The sequence below is a fragment of the Georgenia yuyongxinii genome, assembly GCF_006352065.1.
Classification (GTDB): domain Bacteria; phylum Actinomycetota; class Actinomycetes; order Actinomycetales; family Actinomycetaceae; genus Georgenia; species Georgenia yuyongxinii.
In genome coordinates this window covers 3,579,857-3,597,322 of the sequence record NZ_CP040915.1, presented here as the reverse complement: position 1 = coordinate 3,597,322, position 17,466 = coordinate 3,579,857, and the positions used below count along the sequence as shown (strand labels likewise).

At 71.5% G+C, this 17,466-nt stretch carries 18 protein-coding genes; 14 read left to right on the top strand and 4 right to left on the bottom strand.

The annotated features are described in order from the left end of the window. Positions 1-33 precede the first annotated feature (33 nt). The 4 genes from mmsA (at position 34) to xylB (ending at position 5,637) form a co-directional block, all read left to right on the top strand. Positions 34-1,605 (top strand): multiple monosaccharide ABC transporter ATP-binding protein, encoded by a 1,572-nt coding sequence (gene mmsA, locus FE374_RS16355; protein WP_139930256.1) that lies wholly within the window; start codon positions 34-36, stop codon positions 1,603-1,605. After that, entirely contained in the window at positions 1,602-2,783 is a 1,182-nt protein-coding gene (mmsB, locus tag FE374_RS16350; protein WP_139930254.1) for a multiple monosaccharide ABC transporter permease, read from the top strand. Before mmsA ends, mmsB begins: the two co-directional genes overlap by 4 nt. 198 nt (positions 2,784-2,981) lie before the next feature. Continuing rightward, positions 2,982-4,172, top strand: a complete 1,191-nt coding sequence (gene xylA / locus FE374_RS16345) for a xylose isomerase (RefSeq protein ID WP_139930252.1) — start codon at positions 2,982-2,984, stop codon at positions 4,170-4,172. Between the two features lie 10 nt (positions 4,173-4,182). Further along, positions 4,183-5,637, top strand: coding sequence for a xylulokinase (xylB, locus tag FE374_RS16340; protein WP_139930250.1), 1,455 nt, complete (start codon positions 4,183-4,185; stop codon positions 5,635-5,637). A gap of 39 nt (positions 5,638-5,676) precedes the next feature. On the opposite strand, the gene FE374_RS16335 is transcribed toward xylB, so the two are convergent. Together FE374_RS16335 and FE374_RS16330 are read right to left on the bottom strand one after the other, a co-directional pair. Further along, positions 5,677-6,345 (bottom strand): potassium channel family protein, encoded by a 669-nt coding sequence (locus tag FE374_RS16335; protein WP_139930248.1) that lies wholly within the window; start codon positions 6,343-6,345, stop codon positions 5,677-5,679. 125 nt (positions 6,346-6,470) lie between these two features. Then, positions 6,471-7,850 (bottom strand): TrkH family potassium uptake protein, encoded by a 1,380-nt coding sequence (locus FE374_RS16330; protein WP_223173563.1) that lies wholly within the window; start codon positions 7,848-7,850, stop codon positions 6,471-6,473. Between the two features lie 143 nt (positions 7,851-7,993). Between FE374_RS16330 and FE374_RS16325 the strand changes: the two genes are divergently transcribed. The 3 genes from FE374_RS16325 (at position 7,994) to FE374_RS16315 (ending at position 9,713) form a co-directional block, all read left to right on the top strand. Further along, positions 7,994-9,169 carry an acetoin utilization protein AcuC gene (locus FE374_RS16325; RefSeq protein WP_139930246.1) on the top strand — a complete coding sequence of 392 codons (1,176 nt, stop codon included), beginning with the start codon at positions 7,994-7,996 and terminating at the stop codon, positions 9,167-9,169. A gap of 150 nt (positions 9,170-9,319) precedes the next feature. Continuing rightward, positions 9,320-9,535, top strand: a complete 216-nt coding sequence (locus FE374_RS16320) for a helix-turn-helix domain-containing protein (protein WP_139930244.1) — start codon at positions 9,320-9,322, stop codon at positions 9,533-9,535. Positions 9,536-9,614: 79 nt separating this feature from the next. Further along, positions 9,615-9,713: a 30S ribosomal protein bS22 gene (locus FE374_RS16315; RefSeq protein WP_005504750.1), complete on the top strand. Its 99-nt coding sequence runs from the start codon at positions 9,615-9,617 to the stop codon at positions 9,711-9,713. Positions 9,714-9,808: 95 nt separating this feature from the next. Here the strand turns inward: FE374_RS16315 and FE374_RS16310 are convergent, their stop codons facing one another. Then, on the bottom strand, positions 9,809-10,624 hold the full coding sequence (locus tag FE374_RS16310) for an HAD family hydrolase (protein WP_139930242.1): 816 nt from the start codon (positions 10,622-10,624) through the stop codon (positions 9,809-9,811). 37 nt (positions 10,625-10,661) lie between these two features. On the opposite strand from FE374_RS16310, the gene FE374_RS16305 reads away from it, so the two are divergent. Then, complete coding sequence (locus tag FE374_RS16305) at positions 10,662-10,940, top strand: glutaredoxin family protein (RefSeq protein WP_139930240.1); 279 nt, start codon at positions 10,662-10,664, stop codon at positions 10,938-10,940. A 225-nt stretch (positions 10,941-11,165) separates the two neighbouring features. Here the strand turns inward: FE374_RS16305 and FE374_RS16300 are convergent, their stop codons facing one another. Continuing rightward, on the bottom strand, positions 11,166-11,702 hold the full coding sequence (locus FE374_RS16300) for a YceI family protein (RefSeq protein ID WP_139930238.1): 537 nt from the start codon (positions 11,700-11,702) through the stop codon (positions 11,166-11,168). A gap of 155 nt (positions 11,703-11,857) precedes the next feature. Between FE374_RS16300 and FE374_RS16295 the strand changes: the two genes are divergently transcribed. From FE374_RS16295 to ccsB, 6 genes are read left to right on the top strand one after another with little or no spacing between them, the layout of a single operon-like run. Next, positions 11,858-12,343 (top strand): MarR family winged helix-turn-helix transcriptional regulator, encoded by a 486-nt coding sequence (locus tag FE374_RS16295; protein WP_179957330.1) that lies wholly within the window; start codon positions 11,858-11,860, stop codon positions 12,341-12,343. Between the two features lie 48 nt (positions 12,344-12,391). Beyond that, on the top strand, positions 12,392-13,075 hold the full coding sequence (locus FE374_RS16290; protein ID WP_139930234.1) for a histidine phosphatase family protein: 684 nt from the start codon (positions 12,392-12,394) through the stop codon (positions 13,073-13,075). Beyond that, the gene (locus FE374_RS16285) at positions 13,072-13,713 is read left to right on the top strand and encodes a TlpA family protein disulfide reductase (RefSeq protein ID WP_139930232.1); all 642 of its coding nucleotides are present in this window, start codon (positions 13,072-13,074) and stop codon (positions 13,711-13,713) included. The genes FE374_RS16290 and FE374_RS16285 overlap by 4 nt, the downstream gene beginning before the upstream one ends. Before the next feature lie 7 nt (positions 13,714-13,720). Then, positions 13,721-14,485 (top strand): cytochrome c biogenesis CcdA family protein, encoded by a 765-nt coding sequence (locus FE374_RS16280; RefSeq protein WP_388043648.1) that lies wholly within the window; start codon positions 13,721-13,723, stop codon positions 14,483-14,485. Then, entirely contained in the window at positions 14,485-16,338 is a 1,854-nt protein-coding gene (gene resB, locus FE374_RS16275; protein ID WP_139930230.1) for a cytochrome c biogenesis protein ResB, read from the top strand. The genes FE374_RS16280 and resB overlap by 1 nt, the downstream gene beginning before the upstream one ends. After that, positions 16,338-17,315: a c-type cytochrome biogenesis protein CcsB gene (ccsB, locus tag FE374_RS16270; RefSeq protein WP_139930228.1), complete on the top strand. Its 978-nt coding sequence runs from the start codon at positions 16,338-16,340 to the stop codon at positions 17,313-17,315. The genes resB and ccsB overlap by 1 nt, the downstream gene beginning before the upstream one ends. Positions 17,316-17,466 lie beyond the last annotated feature (151 nt).

Sequence of the window (17,466 nt, the reverse complement as noted above, 5' to 3'; positions counted from 1 at the left end):
CGGGCCCACCGGTCGGCGACCGAAGGAGGAACCATGAGCGAGAGCGAGAGCATCCTCGAGATGCGCTCCATCACCAAGACGTTCCCGGGGGTCAAGGCGCTCGAGGACGTGTCCCTGAGCGTGCGGCGCGGTGAGATCCACGCGATCTGCGGGGAGAACGGCGCCGGCAAGTCCACCCTCATGAAGGTGCTCTCCGGCGTCTACCCAGCCGGTTCGTACGAGGGCGAGATCTACTACGAGGGCGAGAAGGTCGAGTTCCAGTCGATCCGGGACAGCGAGGCGCGCGGGATCGTCATCATCCACCAGGAGCTCGCCCTGGTACCCCACCTGTCGATCGCCGAGAACATCTTCCTCGGCAACGAGCGCGCGGCCGGCGGGATGATCGACTGGAACCGCACGAACGCCGAGGCTGCCGCCCTGCTGGACCGGGTGGGTCTCAAGGAGAACCCGGTCACGGCGGTGAACCAGCTCGGCGTGGGCAAGCAGCAGCTCGTCGAGATCGCCAAGGCGGCGTCGAAGAACGTCAAGCTGCTCATCCTGGACGAGCCGACCGCGGCGCTGAACGACACGGACTCCGCGCACCTGCTGGGGCTGCTGCGCAACCTCCGGACGCAGGGCGTCACCTGCATCATGATCTCGCACAAGCTCAACGAGATCGCCGACATCGCCGACTCCACCACGATCATCCGGGACGGCAAGACGATCGAGACCCTCGACATGTCGGACCCGACGGCGACCCAGGACCGGATCATCAGGGGCATGGTCGGTCGCGACCTCACCCACCGCTACCCCGAGCACGAGTCCCACGTCGGCGAGGAGGTCTTCCGGCTGGCGGACTGGACCGTCCTGCACCCCACGCAGGCGGACCGGGTGGTCATCGACAACGCGAGCCTGAACGTACGGGCGGGGGAGATCGTCGGCATCGCCGGCCTCATGGGCGCCGGCCGCACAGAGCTGGCGATGAGCGTGTTCGGCCGCACCTACGGCCGGGTCACCTCGGGGCAGGTCTTCATGCACGGCAAGGAGGTCAAGACCCGGACCGTCCGCGAGGCGATCGATCACGGCATCGCGTACGCCACCGAGGACCGCAAGCGCTACGGCCTCAACCTCATCGAGGACATCAAACGCAACGTGTCCGCCGCGGCGCTCGGCAAGCTGTCCAAGGGCGGCTGGGTCAACGACCAGGAGGAGATCGCGACGGCGGAGCGGTACCGCCAGAGCCTCAACATCAAGACCCCCTCGGTGATGGCCCTCGTCGGCAAGCTCTCCGGCGGCAACCAGCAGAAGGTCGTGCTGAGCAAGTGGCTCTACACCGACCCCGAGCTACTCATCCTCGACGAGCCGACGCGCGGCATCGACGTCGGCGCCAAGTACGAGATCTACACCATCATCAACGCCCTCGCCGACGCAGGGAAGGCGGTCATCGTCATCTCCTCCGAGCTCCCCGAGCTCCTGGGCATCTGCGACCGCATCTACACCCTCGCGTTCGGCCACCTCACCGGCGTCCTGCCCAAGCAGGAGGCCACCCAGGAACGGCTCATGGAGCTAATGACCCTCGAGCCCGTGAAGGCCGGGCAGACCAAGCAGAAGGAGACAGTCTCATGACTGCCATCGCGAGCGTCCGGGAGCTGCTCTCCAGGAACATGCGAACCAGCGGCATCTACATCGCGTTCGTCGTGATCGTCGGTCTTTTCACGATCCTCACGAACGGCGTGCTGCTCAGCCCCGGCAACATCACCAACCTCGTCCTGCAGTACTCCTACATCCTCATCCTCGCCATCGGCATGGTCATCGTGATCATCGGCGGGCACATCGACCTGTCCGTGGGGTCGGTGGTCGCGCTGACAGGCGCGGTCTCCGCCGTCCTGGTCATCCAGCAGGGCATGCCCTGGTGGGTCGGTCTCCTGGCGGCCCTCGCCACCGGCGTGGCGGTCGGCGTCTGGCAGGGGTTCTGGGTGGCGTACGTCGGCATCCCGGCGTTCATCGTCACGCTCGCCGGCATGCTCATCTTCCGCGGGCTGACCCTGCTGGTGCTCGGCAACATCTCTCTGTCGCCGTTCCCGGCGGAGTACCAGCGGATCGCCAGCGGCTTCCTGAACGGGCTGCTGGGCGGGCAGGGCTTCGACGTGTTCACCCTGCTCATCGGCGCCATCGGCGTGGCGGGGTACGCGGTGAACTCGTTCCGGCACCGCAGCGCACGGCTGCGATACAAGCAGCCGGTGGAGTCGATGCCGCTGTTCGTCCTCAAGGTGGTGGCCGTCGCCGCGGTCGTCATGGCCTTCGCGTTCCAGCTCTCGCGCAGCCGTGGCCTGCCGATCGTGCTGATCCTGCTGGCGTTCCTCATCATCGGGTACAGCCTGGTGACCCAGAAGAGCATCTTCGGACGGCACGTGTACGCGATCGGGGGGAACCTCAACGCCGCGCAGCTCTCGGGCGTGAAGGTGCGCGCGGTGAACTTCTGGATCTTCGTCAACATGGGCGTGCTGGCCTCCGTGGCCGGCATCGTCTACTCCTCGCGCTCCAACGGCGCGCAGCCCGCGGCGGGCAACATGTTCGAGCTCGACGCCATCGCGGCCGTCTTCATCGGTGGTGCCGCGGTCACCGGAGGCATCGGCACGGTGGTCGGCGCCATGGTCGGTGGCATGATCATGGCCGTCATGAGCAACGGCATGCAGCTCATGGGTATCGACCAGTCCGTCCAGGCGGTCGTCCGCGGCCTCGTGCTGCTGCTGGCCGTCGCCTTCGACGTCTACAACAAGCGGCGGGCGTCCGGCCTGCGGTGACCGTCAGCGGGCTTCCCATAGCCGCCGTCGCGGCGTGATCACGCAGCACCCGGTGTCACCGCACCGGGTGCTGCCGTGTCTGTGCGCCCCGCTCCGGCACCCAGCGGATCTGGTCGATGTCGAGCAGATTGACGGCGCCGGGAAGCACACGAGCCAATAAGTCTTTCCCCGAAACAAAGTCTCGATGAGGAGTACGACATGGTGCGCAAGCCCACCCCCGAGGACCGCTTCTCCTTCGGTCTGTGGACCGTCGGCTGGACGGCCCGCGACCAGTTCGGCGAGGCAACCAGACCGGCCCTAGACCCCTGGGAGTATGCGACCCGGCTCGCCGAGCTCGGCGCCTGGGGCGTGACCTTCCACGACGACGACGTGGTGCCGTTCGGTGCCGACGACGCCAGCCGCGGGCAGATCCTCACCACGTTCAAGAAGGCCGCGGACGACGCCGGCCTGGTGATCGAGATGGTCACCACGAACACCTTCAGCCACCCGGTGTTCAAGGACGGCGCCTTCACCTCCAACGACCGGTCGGTGCGCCGCTTCGCGCTGCGCAAGATCCTGCGCAACGTCGACCTCGCCGCCGAGCTGGGTGCGGAGACGTTCGTGATGTGGGGCGGGCGCGAGGGCAGCGAGTACGACGGCGCGAAGGACGTGAACGCCGCGCTCGACCGCTATGCCGAGGGCATCGACACCGTCGCGGGCTACATCAAGGACAAGGGCTACGGCCTGCGCATCGCCCTGGAGCCCAAGCCCAACGAGCCGCGCGGTGACATCCTGCTGCCGACCGTCGGCCACGCCCTGGGCTTCATCGCCCAGCTGGACAACGGCGACATCGTGGGCCTGAACCCCGAGACGGGGCACGAGCAGATGGCCGGGCTGAACTACACCCACGGCCTCGCGCAGGCCCTGTGGTCGGGCAAGCTCTTCCACATCGACCTCAACGGCCAGCGCTCGATCAAGTTCGACCAGGACCTCGTATTCGGCCACGGCGACCTCCTCTCCGCGTTCTTCACCGTGGACCTGGTTGAGAACGGCTTCCCGGGTGCCGGCCAGGACGGCCCCATGTACACCGGACCACGCCACTTCGACTACAAGCCCTCGCGCACCGAGGGCTTCGACGGTGTGTGGGAGTCGGCCCGGGCCAACATGGAGATGTACCTCATGCTCGCGGAGAAGGCCAAGGCCTACCGCGCCGACCCCGAGGTGCAGGCGGCCATGGAGCAGTCCGGCGTCCTGGAGCTGTCCGAGCCGACGCTCGCCCGGGGGGAGTCGCTCGAGGACTTCCTCGCCGACCGTGGCGCCTTCGAGGACTTCGACGCCGACGCCGCCGCGCAGCGTGACTTCAACTTCGTGCGCCTCAACCAGCTGGCGCTGCGCCACCTCATCGGCTGAGGTGGGGCGGATGCGCGAGACGCTGGTCGCCGGGATCGACTCCTCCACCCAGTCCTGCAAGGTGGTGGTCCGCGACGCCACCACCGGTGCGCTGCGCCGGTTCGGGCAGGCCCCTCACCCGGACGGCACGGAGGTCGACCCCGAGGCGTGGTGGGACGCCCTGCGGGCGGCCCTGGCCGCGGCCGGCGGCCTCGACGACGTCGAGGCCGTCAGCGTGGCCGGCCAGCAGCACGGCCTCGTCGCGCTGGACGCCGAGGGCGCGGTCATCCGTCCGGCGCTGCTGTGGAACGACACCCGCAGCGCCGGTGCGGCCCGCGACCTCATCGCCGAGCTCGGCCGCGCGGACCGCGGGGACGCCGCGGCCGGTCCGGCGGCCTGGGCCGAGGCCACCGGTTCGGTGCCGGTGGCGTCCCTGACCGTCACCAAGCTGCGGTGGCTCGCCGATCACGAGCCGGAGAACGCCGCCCGGGTAGCGGCGGTGGCGTTGCCCCACGACTGGCTCACGTGGCGGCTGGGCGGGGCGACGAGCTTCGACACCCTGGTCACGGACCGGTCCGACGCCTCCGGCACGGGGTACTTCGACACCGCCCGTGGCGTCTACCGGCGGGACCTGCTGGCCCTGGCGCTGCGGCGCGACCGGGTCGAGGACCTCGTGCTCCCGCGCGTCCTTGGCCCGGGGGTGGGGGCCGGGCGCGGTGACCTCGCGGCCGACCTCGGCCACCTGGTGCTGGGGCCCGGCGCCGGGGACAACGCCGGTGCGGCGCTCGGTCTGGGGATGGCCGGGGGCGACGTGGCGGTCTCCATCGGGACCTCCGGCGTCGTCAGCGCCGTCTCCCCGCGGCCGGTGGCCGACCCCAGCGGGCTGGTCGCCGGCTTCGCCGACGCCACCGGCTCGTTCCTGCCGCTGGCGGTCACGCTCAACGGTTCACGCGTGCTGGATGCCGCAGCCCGGCTGCTCGGCGTCGACCACGCGGGCCTCAGCGCGCTGGCGCTGACCGCGCCGGCCGGGGCCGGCGGACTGACGTTGGTGCCCTACCTCGAAGGGGAGCGGACACCCAACCTCCCCGGGGCCACCGGATCGCTGCTCGGGCTGACGTTGTCGACCATGACGCCCGAGCACCTCGCCCGCGCCGCGGTGGAGGGCCTGCTCTGCGGCCTGGCCGACGGCGTGGACGCGGTGCGCGCGCAGGGGGTGCCGGTCGAGCGCATCCAGCTGATCGGCGGTGCCGCCAGGTCCGAGGCCGTCCGCCGAGTCGCACCCGCGGTCCTGGGCCGCCCGGTCCAGGTCCCGGCACCGGGGGAGTACGTGGCCGATGGCGCCGCGCGCCAGGCCGCCTGGGTGCTCTCGGGTGAGCCGGAGCCACCCACCTGGAGCACGACGGAGGTACGCACCTACGACGGCGAGCCCGCTCCGCAGGTGCGCGAGCGGTACGCCGCCCGCCGGCACCTGGTGACCGGGCGCTGATCACCCGCCCTGGGCCGCGACCACCACGGATGGTCGCGGTCAGGGACGGTGCGCGAACTTCTCCAGCAGCGCCGAGTCGCCGCTGACGATGAGCAGGTCGTCCGCGCCGATGCGGGTCTCCTGGGTGGCGTACTCGAAGGGCTCGCCGGGCGGCTTCACCCCGATGACCGTGATGCCGTAGCGCTCGCGGATCTTCGACTCCCCGACGGTGAACCCCTGGGTCTCGCGCGGCGGACGCATCTTCACGATGGTGAAGCCGTCCTCCATCTCGATGTAGTCGAGCATGCGCCCGGAGACCATGTGCGCCACGCGTTGCCCGGCGTCGTACTCGGGGTAGACCACGTGGTGCACGCCGATGCGGCGCAGGATGCGGCCGTGCTCGGCGCTGATGGCCTTGGCCCAGATCTGCGGCAGCTCCAGGTCCACGAGGTTGCCGGTGATGAGCACCGAGGCCTCCAGGTAGGAGCCCACGCCCACGACGACCACGGGGAAGTCCTCGACGCCGAGCTGCACGAGCGCCTCGGGGTTCGTGGCGTCGGCCTCCACGACGGGCAGCCGGCTCGACCACTGTTGCACCAGCACCGGGTCCTTCTCCACGGCGAGCACGTCCCGGCCCAGCTTCTCCAGCGTCGCGGCGATCGCCGCGCCGAACCGGCCCAGGCCGATGACGAGCACACCGGAGTCCCGGGACTGTGCCTTCTCCGACATCTCTTCCGCTCCTCGTGCGGCCCGGTGGCCGCGATCCATGGAGCATCCTCGCAGGTGGGTGGCCGATTGGCGCGATCGTTCGCGGCCGACGTCGGCACACGCGGCAGCCGACGGCGGCACACGCGTCAGCCGATGATCGGCCGCTCGTTGGGCATCCGGATGACGCGCCGGCGCTCGCGCAGGGCGAGCGCGGCCGCCACGGTCATCGTCCCGGTGCGCCCGGCGAACATCAGCCCGGTCAGGACGTACTTCGCGCCGTCCGGCAGCTCCGGGGTGATGCCCGTGCTCAGGCCACAGGTGGCGAAGGCCGAGATCACCTCGAAGAGGATGACGTCCAGGCGCATGTCGGTGAGCATGAGCAGCAGGAGCGTGGCGACGCCCACCAGGGTCGAGCCGATGAAGGCCACCGACACGGCCAGCCGCACCGTGGAGGAGCCGATCCGGCGGCCGTACGCCTCGATGTCCCGATCACCACGCGCCTCGGCGACGATGGCCAGGACGAGCACGGCGAGCGTGGAGACCTTGATGCCCCCCGCCGTCGAGGCGCTGCCGCCGCCGACGAACATGAGCGCGTCGGTGAGGAACCAGGTCGACTCGCGCATCTGCCCGACGTCGACCGTGGACAGGCCGGAGGACCGCGGTGTCATCCCGTGGACGAGGCTCGCGAGGATCTTGTCGCCGAACGTGAGCCGCCCGAAGGTGTCCGGGTTGGTCCACTCGAACAGGCCGATGGCCACGGTGGAGCCGGCCGCCAGGAGTGCCGAGGTGAGCACGGTGAGCTTGGCGTGCAGGCTCCACTTGCCGGGCGTACGCCACAGGCGCGAGACGTTGAGGATCACCGGGAAGCCGATGGCGCCGATGAACGTGCCGATCACGATCGGCAGCCCCAGCCACCAGTCCCCGACGAACTGGGTCAGTCCGCCGTTGATGACGACGAACCCGGCGTTGTTGAAGATGCTCAGTGCCATGAACAGGCCGTGCCACACCGCCTGCCCAAACGTTTCGCCGTGGACCAGGAACCGCGGCACCAGCACGAGCGTGAGGATGCCCTCGACCACCAGGGAGGCGATGATGACCGCCCGGATCAGCGAGCCGACCTCACCCAGGCGGGTGGTCTTCGTCTCGACAGCTGTGAGCATCCGCTGGGTCAGGCCGATCCGGCGGGAGACGGCCAGGCCCAGGATCGAGGCCAGCGTCATCACACCGAGGCCGCCGATCTGGATGCCGACGAGGATCACCGCCTGGCCGAAACCCGACCAGTAGGTCGCGGTGTCCACCGTGACCAGGCCCGTCACGCAGACCGCGGACGTCGCGGTGAAGAGGGCGTCCACGAACGGCGCCCGCTCGCCCGACGCGGTCGCGGCGGGTAGCGAGAGCAGCACCGTCTCGACGGCGATGATGCCGGCGAAGACCAGCAGCGCCAGTCGCGCGGGGGAGTTGCGGGCGATCCTGTCGAGCCAGTCCCGCGAGACGCGGATCGCGCCGGGTAGCGACTCCGTCGCCACGACGCCTCCTTCGTCTCGCGCCGCCGGCACGCGCGCCGCCCGGCTGGACCCGGCGGGCCCCGCCCAACCTTGGCACAGCACGCCCCGCGACGGCGTGCACGCCGGTGGCACATGGGTGCGCCTCCCGGCCGGTACGGTGAAGCATGCCCGCCGACGCGCTGCTGGTCTGGTCCGAGGACCTCGTCAGCTACGACTTTGGGCTCGCGCACCCGATGACGCCGGTTCGCCTGCTGCTCACCCACCAGCTGCTCGAGGACCTCGGCGTGCTCGACGGCAGCCTCCGCGTGGTGCCCGCCCCGGTCGCGTCCGACGCCGATCTGCGCCGGGTGCACACCGCCGAGTACCTCGACGTCGTCCGCCGGGCCGAGGCCGACGGACACGCGCCGCCCGGGTACGGCCTGGGTGACGACGACACCCCCGTCTTCGGGCAGGTGCACACCGCCTCCGCACGGATCGTCGGCTCCACCCTGACGGCGGCCCAGGCGGTCTGGCGCGGCGATGCCCGCCGCGCGGCCAGCATCGCCGGCGGCATGCACCATGCGATGCCCGCGCGGGCGTCGGGCTTCTGCGTCTACAACGACGCGGGGGTCGCGATCTCCTGGCTCCTGGAGCAGGGCGCCCGCGTGGCCTACCTCGACCTCGACGCCCATCACGGTGACGGCGTCGAGCGCATGTTCTGGGACGACGAGCGGGTGCTGACCATCTCGGTGCACCAGCACCCCGGCAGCCTCTTTCCCGGCACCGGCTACGCCCAGGACGTCGGCTCCGCCGTCGCCCGCGGCAGCGCCGTCAACGTCGCGCTGCCCCCGCGGACCGCCGACGCCGGCTGGTTACGGGCCGTGGAGGCCGTCACCGAGCCGCTCGTGCGCGCCCACGCCCCCGACATCGTCGTCAGCCAGCACGGGTGCGACTGCCACGGCACGGACCCGCTCGCCCAGCTGGACGTCTCGATCGACGCCCAGCGCGCCGCCCAGCTGCTAGTGGCGGATGTCGCCGACCGATACGCGGCCGGCCGCTGGGTGGCCCTGGGCGGCGGTGGGTACGAGGTGATCGGCGTGGTGCCGCGCGCCTGGGCGCATCTTGTCGCCGTCGTCGCCGGGCGGCCGCTCGAGCCAGGCACCGCGGTGCCCGACGTGTGGCGCCGGCGCGTCCGGGACCTGGCGGACGTGGAGGCCCCGCGCACGATGTCCGACGGGCGCGACGCCCGCTTCGCTCGGTTCACCGACGGTTTCAACCCCGACGACGCCGTCGACCGGGCGATCATGGCCACGCGCCAGGCGGTTTTCCCTTGGCACGGACTGGACCCGATGCTGGACTGACGGGGGCGGCCGGAGACCTCTCGTCAAGCGGCCGGAGACCTTCGTCACAAGGATGCAATCTGGAAGCGTTTCACGCTGGCCACATTTGCCCCTATATTTCGGTGAGGGAACCCCGACGCGAACGAGCGGGGTCGAGTAGGACGGATGGACATGGCCGAGCAGCTGGGAGCGCCGCGGTTCCTCACGGTCGCCGAGGTCGCCGAGCTCATGCGGGTGTCCAAGATGACCGTCTACCGGATGGTGCACGCCGGTGAGCTGCCCGCCGTCCGGATGGGCCGGTCCTTCCGCGTGCCCCAGGCCGCCGTGGAGAACCTCATCAACGAGGGCCTCGGCGAGTGGGGGCAGGCGTCCGCCGGCGGACGCTGATCGACTAGGATTTACCCGTTCTGCGTGTGACGGGCCGTCGCGCGCTCACCGTACGTCCGATAGCTATGTGAGGTGCCCGATGGGCTCAGTTATCAAGAAGCGCCGCAAGCGCATGTCGAAGAAGAAGCACCGCAAGCTGCTGCGCAAGACCCGCCACCAGCGTCGCAACAAGAAGTGACGCACCCGGCGCCCCTCGCGGCGTCGTGACTACAGGCCCGGCCATGTGCCGGGCCTGCGTCGTTCCTGGGTCATGCCCGCGAGGTCGCTTCCTGGTCAGGCCGCCCGCGAGCGCACCCACCGCACCAGCGCGCGCACTACGACCGCGGCCGCCCACGCCGTTCCCGCCCACCGGGCCGAGCGGGCGCCGGCCCGGAGGTCCACTCCGCGCCGCCGTCGGCGGAAGTCCCGGACTGGCCAGCCGCGCGCGTGGGCGTGGGCGCGCAGGCGCGGCTCGGGGTTGACCGCGCACGGCCGGCCCACCGCGGCCAGGAGCGGCACGTCGTTGATCGAGTCGCCGTAGGCGTAGGAGTTCTGCAGGTCGATGCCCCGCTCGCGGGCGAGGGCCTCCACCCCGGCCCGCTTGGCCTCGCCGTGCACCATGTCCCCGAGCAGCCGCCCGGTGTAGTACCCGTCGTCGGTCGCCTCCACCCGGGTGCCGAGCGACCCGGTCGCGCCCAGGCGGCGGGCCAGCAGGTCGGAGATCTCGGTGGGGGTGGCGGTCACCAGCCACACCTCGTGCCCGGCCGCCACGTGCGACTCCAGCAGGGCGAGGGTGCCCGGGAAGACGCGGCTACCGAGCACCTCGTCGTAGACCTCCTCGCCGATGGAGAGCACCTCCGCGACCGAACGGCCCCGCACCATGCCCAGCGCCCGCTCGCGGATCGCGGCTATTCGGGCCAGGCTCTCGCCGTTGACCGCGAACGCCAGCGCGTGACGGGCGGCGAACAGGATGTCCCGGGGCCCGAAGAACCCCCGGCGGTAGAGCTCGCGGGCCAGGTGGTAGGCGCTGGCCCCGCGCACGATCGTGTTGTCGACGTCGAAGAACGCCGCCACGCGGGCAGCAGCGGTGCTGTCCTGCGTTGCTGGCACCAGGGCAGCCTAGCCGGGCCGCGTAAGGTCATGAGCCATGGACCTCCCCACCCCTGACCCCGCCGTGGGGACCGCCGCGCCGCGCGTGGTCCTCTATGGCCGTGCCGGCTGCCACCTGTGCGACCAGGCGCGCGCGATGCTCGAGCGAGTCCGCGAGGACACGGGGGAGGCCTTCGCCGAGGTCGACATCGACGCCGACGCCCAGCTGCGTGAAAAGTACGGCGAGCTCGTCCCTGTCGTCACCGTGGACGGCGTGCAACAGGGCTACTGGCGGATCGAGTCCGACCGGGTGCGGACGGCGCTGGCGCAGCGCTGAGCTGAGCCCGCGCTCGCGGTGAGGCACCTGATTCATCGAGGGCTGATCGACGGGCCGACCGCGCACGGCCCACCATGCGCCGTCGGCCCGTCGATCAGCCCTCGACGTAGGTGCGGGCCCGCACACCGCGGCCCCGTGCCCGCGCCCGTGCACACGACGACGGCGACGGCACCCGAGGGTGCCGTCGCCGCGGAAGTCACGTGCCCCCGCACGGGGGCGGGTGACTCAGGCCTGGGGGTTCGCCTCGACCTCGAGGAGGACCTTGACCTTGTCGCCGACGAGGAAACCACCGGTCTCCATGGCCGCGTTCCAGGTCAGGTCGAACTCCTTGCGGGAGATCTCGGTGCTCGCGGAGAAGCCGATGCGCGGGTAGCCGAAGGCGTCCACAACGGAACCGTTGAACTCCACGTCCAGCGCGACCGGCTTGGTGACTCCGTTGATGGTGAGGTCGCCCTTCAGGACGAACTCCGCGCCGTCGCCCTCGACGCCGGTGGAGACGAAGGTCCAGGTGGGCTTGCTCTCGGCGTCCCAGAAGTCGGCGGAACGCAGGTGGCCGTCGCGGTTGGCGTCACCGGTGTTGACCGAGGAGGCGTCGATGGTGATGTTGGCGACGGACTCGGCGAGGTTCTCACCGACCGTGATGGTGCCCTCGACCTTCTCGAACTTGCCGCGGACCTTGGAGATGCCGGCGTGGCGGACGGTGAAGGCGACATCGGTGTGCGAGCCGTCGATGACGTAGGTACCAGCGGGGATCGTGGCCATGGTGGTGCTCCCTCGGGTGGGGCGAGTAGTTGACACTTGAACTATATTTGATGCTTGAAGGTTCATGCAAGTGTTTTGCGCGACTCTCCGCCCGGGAATATGTGCGGGGTCGCGTGACTAGGACGCCGAGGCAGGCGTCGAGGAGGATGGTGGCCATGACCACGCAGACGCCGTCGACCATGCGGTGGCTCGACGCGGACCAGCAGCACAGCTGGCGCCAGCTCCTGCGAGGCTCGGCGCAGCTCTTCGACGACGTCAACCACGACCTCGAGCAGCAGTCCGGGCTCTCGCTGAGCGAGTACGAGGTGCTTGTGCGCCTGTCGGAGGCCGAGGGGCGCACGCTGCGCATGTCGGTGCTCGCGGCGGAGCTGGTCCACTCCCGTTCCCGGGTGACGCACACCATCCGGCGCATGGAGCAGGCCGGCCTGGTGGAGCGCCGCACCTGCGCCGACGACCGCCGCGGGGTGAACTGCACGCTCACCGACGCCGGGTTCGCCCGCCTGGAGGAGATCGCCCCCGGGCACGTCGCGTCCGTGCGGGCGCGGCTGGTGGACCGGCTCACTCCCGCGCAGATGCGCCAGCTCGGGGAGATCATGTCGGTCTTCGTCCACGACGAGGACGAGGACGGCGCGACCGCCTGACATCCGGCGGGGGCCCGAGCGGCCCGCCGAGTTTGCGACACTGGGGCCATGCAGCGAACCACGGTCCACCTCATGCGGCACGGCGAGGTGCACAACCCGGACGGCATCCTGTACGGGCGCGCGCCGGGCTACCGCCTGTCCGACCGCGGCCAGGAGATGGTCGGCCGCGTCGCCGAGGTGCTCCACTCCGGCGGGCACGACGTGCGCGCGGTGATCGCCTCGCCCCTGCAGCGTGCCCAGGAGAGCGCCCTGCCCGCCGCCCGTGCGTACGGGCTGGACGTGGCGACCGACCCCCGCCTCATCGAGGCGACCAACCACTTCGAGGGCATCGCGGTCAACCGCAACCGTGCGGTCCTGGCCCACCCGCGCCACTGGCACGCCTACGTCAACCCGTTCCGGCCGAGCTGGGGCGAGCCGTACCGGGCGCAGGTGGCCCGGATGAGCGGTGCCATCTCCGACGCCCTGACCCGCGCCGCGGGCGGCGAGGCGCTGCTGGTGAGCCACCAGCTGCCGATCTGGGTGACCCGGCTCTCCCTGGAGCGCAGGCCCCTCGCCCACGACCCGCGGCGCCGTCAATGCTCCCTCGCCTCGTTGACCTCGCTCACCTTCGACGGCCGCCGGCTCGTGGGGCTGAGCTACTGGGAGCCCGCCGGGGAGCTGCTTCGCGGCGCCTCGGACATGGTGCCCGGCACGTCGGCCGCCGCCGAGAACGCGGGGGAGACCCGCCCATGAAACGCTCGCCCGGTGGCGCCCAGGCCCCGAGCTTCGCCCGGCCCCTGGCCCGGCCCGTCGCCCGGCCCCTGGCCCGGCCCGTCGCCCTGCTCCTGCTCGTGACCGCCCTTGCGCTCGGCGCGTGCGCACCCGGGGGGACCACCCAGGCCGCGGACAGCGGCTACGTCGCCGGCGACGGCTCCTTCGCCACCTGGGCCGCCGGGGAGCGGGGCGACGCCGTCGAGCTCACCGGCACCACCTATGAGGGCGACCCCGTCGACCTGGCCGAGGACCGCGGCGACGTCGTCGTCCTGAACTTCTGGTACGCGGCCTGCCCGCCGTGCCGGGCCGAGGCGCCGGACCTGCGCGCCATCCACGACGACTACGCCGACGCCGGCGTGCGCCTGCTCGGCGTGAACCCGCGCGACGACGTCGGCACGGCCCAGGCCTTCGAGCGCACCTTCGAGATCCCCTACCCGTCGGTGCACGACGCCGACGCCCGCGCGGTGGCGGCCCTCGAGGGGCTGGTCCCGCTGCAGGCGATGCCGTCCACGGTGGTACTCGACCGGGAGGGCCGGGTCGCCGCCAGGGTGCTCGGCCAGTTCGACCCCGGCATCCTGCGCGGCCTCATCGACGACGTCCTGGCCGAGGAGGCCTGAGGCACCCGTGGGCTGGGAGCAGATCGCCGACACCTTCGAGCGCACCATCGTCGACGGGTCGATGCTGGCCGCCCTGCCGGTGGCCGCGCTCGCCGGGCTGGTGTCCTTCGCGTCGCCGTGCGTGCTGCCGCTGCTGCCCGGCTACGTCGGGTACCTGGGCGGCATGACCGGCGCCGACGGCGGTCGCCGCGGCGGGCAGGGCCGGCTTCTGGCCGGCGTGCTGCTCTTCGTCGGCGGGTTCACCGCGGTGTTCGTGCTGCTCGGGGTGGTGTTCTCGCTCGCCGGGGTCGCGCTGCAGGAGTACATGGACGTCGTCCTGCGGGTGCTGGGCGTGCTCGTGATCGTCATGGGGATCGCGTTCATGGGCGGCGTGCCGTTCCTCCAGCGGGAGCGGCGGGTGCACCTGACCCCACGCCAGGGCATGTGGGGCGCGCCGGTGCTCGGGGTGGTCTTCGGGCTCGGCTGGGCGCCGTGCATCGGTCCCACGCTGGCCGCGGTCCTCAGCCTGTCCTTCGGTGGGGCGGACCCGGCGCGCGGCGCCGTCCTGGCACTGGCGTACTGCCTCGGCCTGGGGGTGCCGTTCGTGGTGCTGGCGATGGCCTTCGCCCGCTCGGCGCGAACCCTCGGCTTCCTGCGTCGCCACCGCCGAGGCATCCAGGTGTTCGGCGGCGCCCTGCTCGTCCTCCTCGGCCTCGCCCTCGTGACGGGGCTGTGGGGGCTCGTCGCCAACCAGCTTCAGGGTCTGGTCACCAACTTCGAGACGGTGGTGTGATGGTCAGGCTCCGGTCCAACGAGGACTCCGACCCGACGAACCTCAGCTCCAAGGCGGGGCTGGGGGACGAGGTTGCCTTGGCCGACCGCGCGCCCACCGCCGACGCGCCCACCGCCGACGCGCCCACCGCCTCGGCCCCGCGGCAGCCGGCCCTCGGGCTCACCGGCTGGCTGCGCTGGATGTGGCGCCAGCTCACCAGCATGCGGGTGGCGCTCATGCTGCTCCTGCTGCTCGCCGTCACCGCGCTGCCCGGCTCCTTCTTCCCGCAGACGCCACAAGACCCCACCGCGGTGTCCCAGTACCACCTGGACCACCCCACGCTCGCGCCGTGGCTGGAGCGGCTGGGCTTCTTCGACGTCTATGCCTCGCCGTGGTTCGCGGCGGTGTACCTGCTGCTGTTCACGTCGCTGATCGGCTGCATCCTGCCGCGTATCGCGGTCCACTGGCGGGCCCTGCGCGCCCAGCCGCCGCGTGTGCCGCGTAGCTTTGCCCGGTTCCCGGCGCGCGGCGACAGGGTCGTCGTCGAGAGCCCCGACGTGGCCCGCGACAACGTGCTGCGGGCGCTGAAGGGCCGCTACCGCACCGCCGTGACCGCCGACGGCATCACCGCCGAGCGCGGGTACCTCCGCGAGACCGGCAACCTGGTCTTTCACCTCTCCCTGGTCGGCCTCCTCGTCTCCCTCGCGGCCGGGCAGCTGTTCAGCTACCGCGGTCAGGCCGTGGTCATCGAGGGACAGTCCTTCGCCAACTCCGTCGTCGCCTACGACTCCTTCGACCCCGGTACCCTGTTCGACCCCGACTCCCTCGAGCCGTTCACCTTCACGCTCGAGGAGTTCACGTCCGCCTTCACCGTGGACGCCCAGGCCCGCGACTTCACCGCCCACGTCAGCGTCACCGAGCCCGACGGCGTCACCCGGGCGGACACCATCAAGGTCAACCACCCCCTCGACGCCGGCGGCGCGAACGTCTACCTCTCCGGGAACGGCTTCGCCCCCAAGGTGACGGTGCGCGACGGCGCCGGGGAGGTCGCCTTCTCCGGGCCGGTGCCGTTCCTGCCGGAGGACGGCGTCTACACCTCCCGCGGCGTCATCAAGGTCCCAGACGTCACCGGCGGGCAGGACCAGCTCGGCCTGACCGGCGCCTTCCTGCCCACGGCCTTTGTCAACGACGACGGCACCGCCTTCTCCATGCATCCCCAGCCGAACGCGCCGCTGCTCGTGCTCACCCTGTGGGCGGGCGATCTCGGCCTCGACGACGGCGTGCCCCAGAACGTCTACGTGCTGAAGACCGACGGCATGCGGCAGGTCTACGAGCCCGCCGCCGACGGCGCGCCGGGTTCGGCCGTCGGCGGCCAGGAGCCCGTCACGCTCTACTTCGAGCCGGGCGACACGGTCGAGTTGCCGGAGGGCCTGGGCTCGGTCACCTTCGACGCGCTGCCCCGCTTCGCGGCCCTCGACCTGCGCTACGACCCCTCCCTGCCCTGGCTGCTGACCTTCGCCGTCACCTCGATGCTCGGCCTGTTCGCCTCGTTGTTCGTGCCCCGCCGGCGCCTGTGGGTGCGCCTCGCCGCACGGTCCGACGGCGGCACCTCGCTCGAGGGGGCCGCGCTCGCCCGCGGGGACGATCCCGGTCTGGGCCGCGACCTCGATCTCGTGCTGTCCGCGGCCGGCACGCAGGAGCACAATGAGGTCGCCGCACCCGGCCGAGTCCCACCGCCCGGCGTCGCCGCACCGGTGGACGCCCATTCCGCCGCCGACGACGCCGGTCCTGACGACGCCAGCCCTGACGACGCCGGCCCTGTGGCCCGCGTGGAGACCACCGCCGGGACACCCCCGGCCAAGGAAGGACACTGATGCCCGAGAGCACCCTCGGCCAGCTGAGCACGCTGCTCGTCTACGGCGCCATGGCGGCGTACATGGTCGCCCTCGTGAGCTTCGCGGTCGACCTCTCCGGGCTGCGTGACCGCGGGCCCCAGGGCCGCCGTCGTCGGGCCGCCGGGATCGCGATGGCGACCACGTGGCTCGGCGCCGCCCTCCACCTCATCGCGGTGGTCACCCGCGGCATCGCCGCCGGGCGCGTGCCGTGGGCCAACATGTACGAGTTCTCCCTCCTGGCGACCTTCATGGCCGTCGCGCTGTTCCTCGGCCTGCAGCGAGGTCGCGACCTGCGGTTCCTGGGCACCTTCATCACCGGTCCGGTGCTCCTCCTACTCGGGGTCGCCGTCGCGGTGCTGTACGTGCGCGCCGATGGCGTGCCCCCGGCGCTGGACAGCTACTGGCTCGTCATCCACGTCTCCGTCGCCACGCTCGCGACCGGTGTCTTCACGGTGGCCGTGACCTTCTCGGTGATCCAGCTCTTCCAGGAGCGCGCCGAGCTGCACCGCAGCCGCGAGAGCCTGGACCCGCCGCGGCCGTCGCAGGGCGCCGAGCGTGCGGTCGCCACGGTCGTGGCCGAGCAGACCGAGGCCGCGCCGCGGCTGGGCGTGTGGGGCCGCCTGCTGGAGTCGGTGCCGTCCTCAGCGGAGCTCGAGCGCCTCGCCTTCCGGCTCAACGCCGTCGGCTTCATGATGTGGACCTTCACGGTCATCGCCGGCGCCATCTGGGCCGAGCATGCCTGGGGCCGGCCGTGGGGCTGGGACCCCAAGGAGGTCTGGTCCTTCGTCATCTGGGTGGTCTACGCCGCCTACCTGCACGCCCGGGCCACCCGCGGCTGGGAGGGGCGCCGCGCCGCCTACCTGTCGATCTTCGGCTTCGTGTGCATCCTCGCGAACTACTTCGTGGTGAACCTGCTCTTCAACAACAGCCTGCACGCCTACAGCGGGCTCGGCTGACGGCTTCCTTCCGCACCCGCTGATACCAAACGGGCCCCCAAGTCACGGTGGGCCCGTTTGGCCTTTCGGGTCCAGGGGCAGCCGCGCCGCGCGACGTGTCACGCCCCGCCGCGCGACGTGTCACGCCCGCTCTGGCGAACCGTGCACGCGC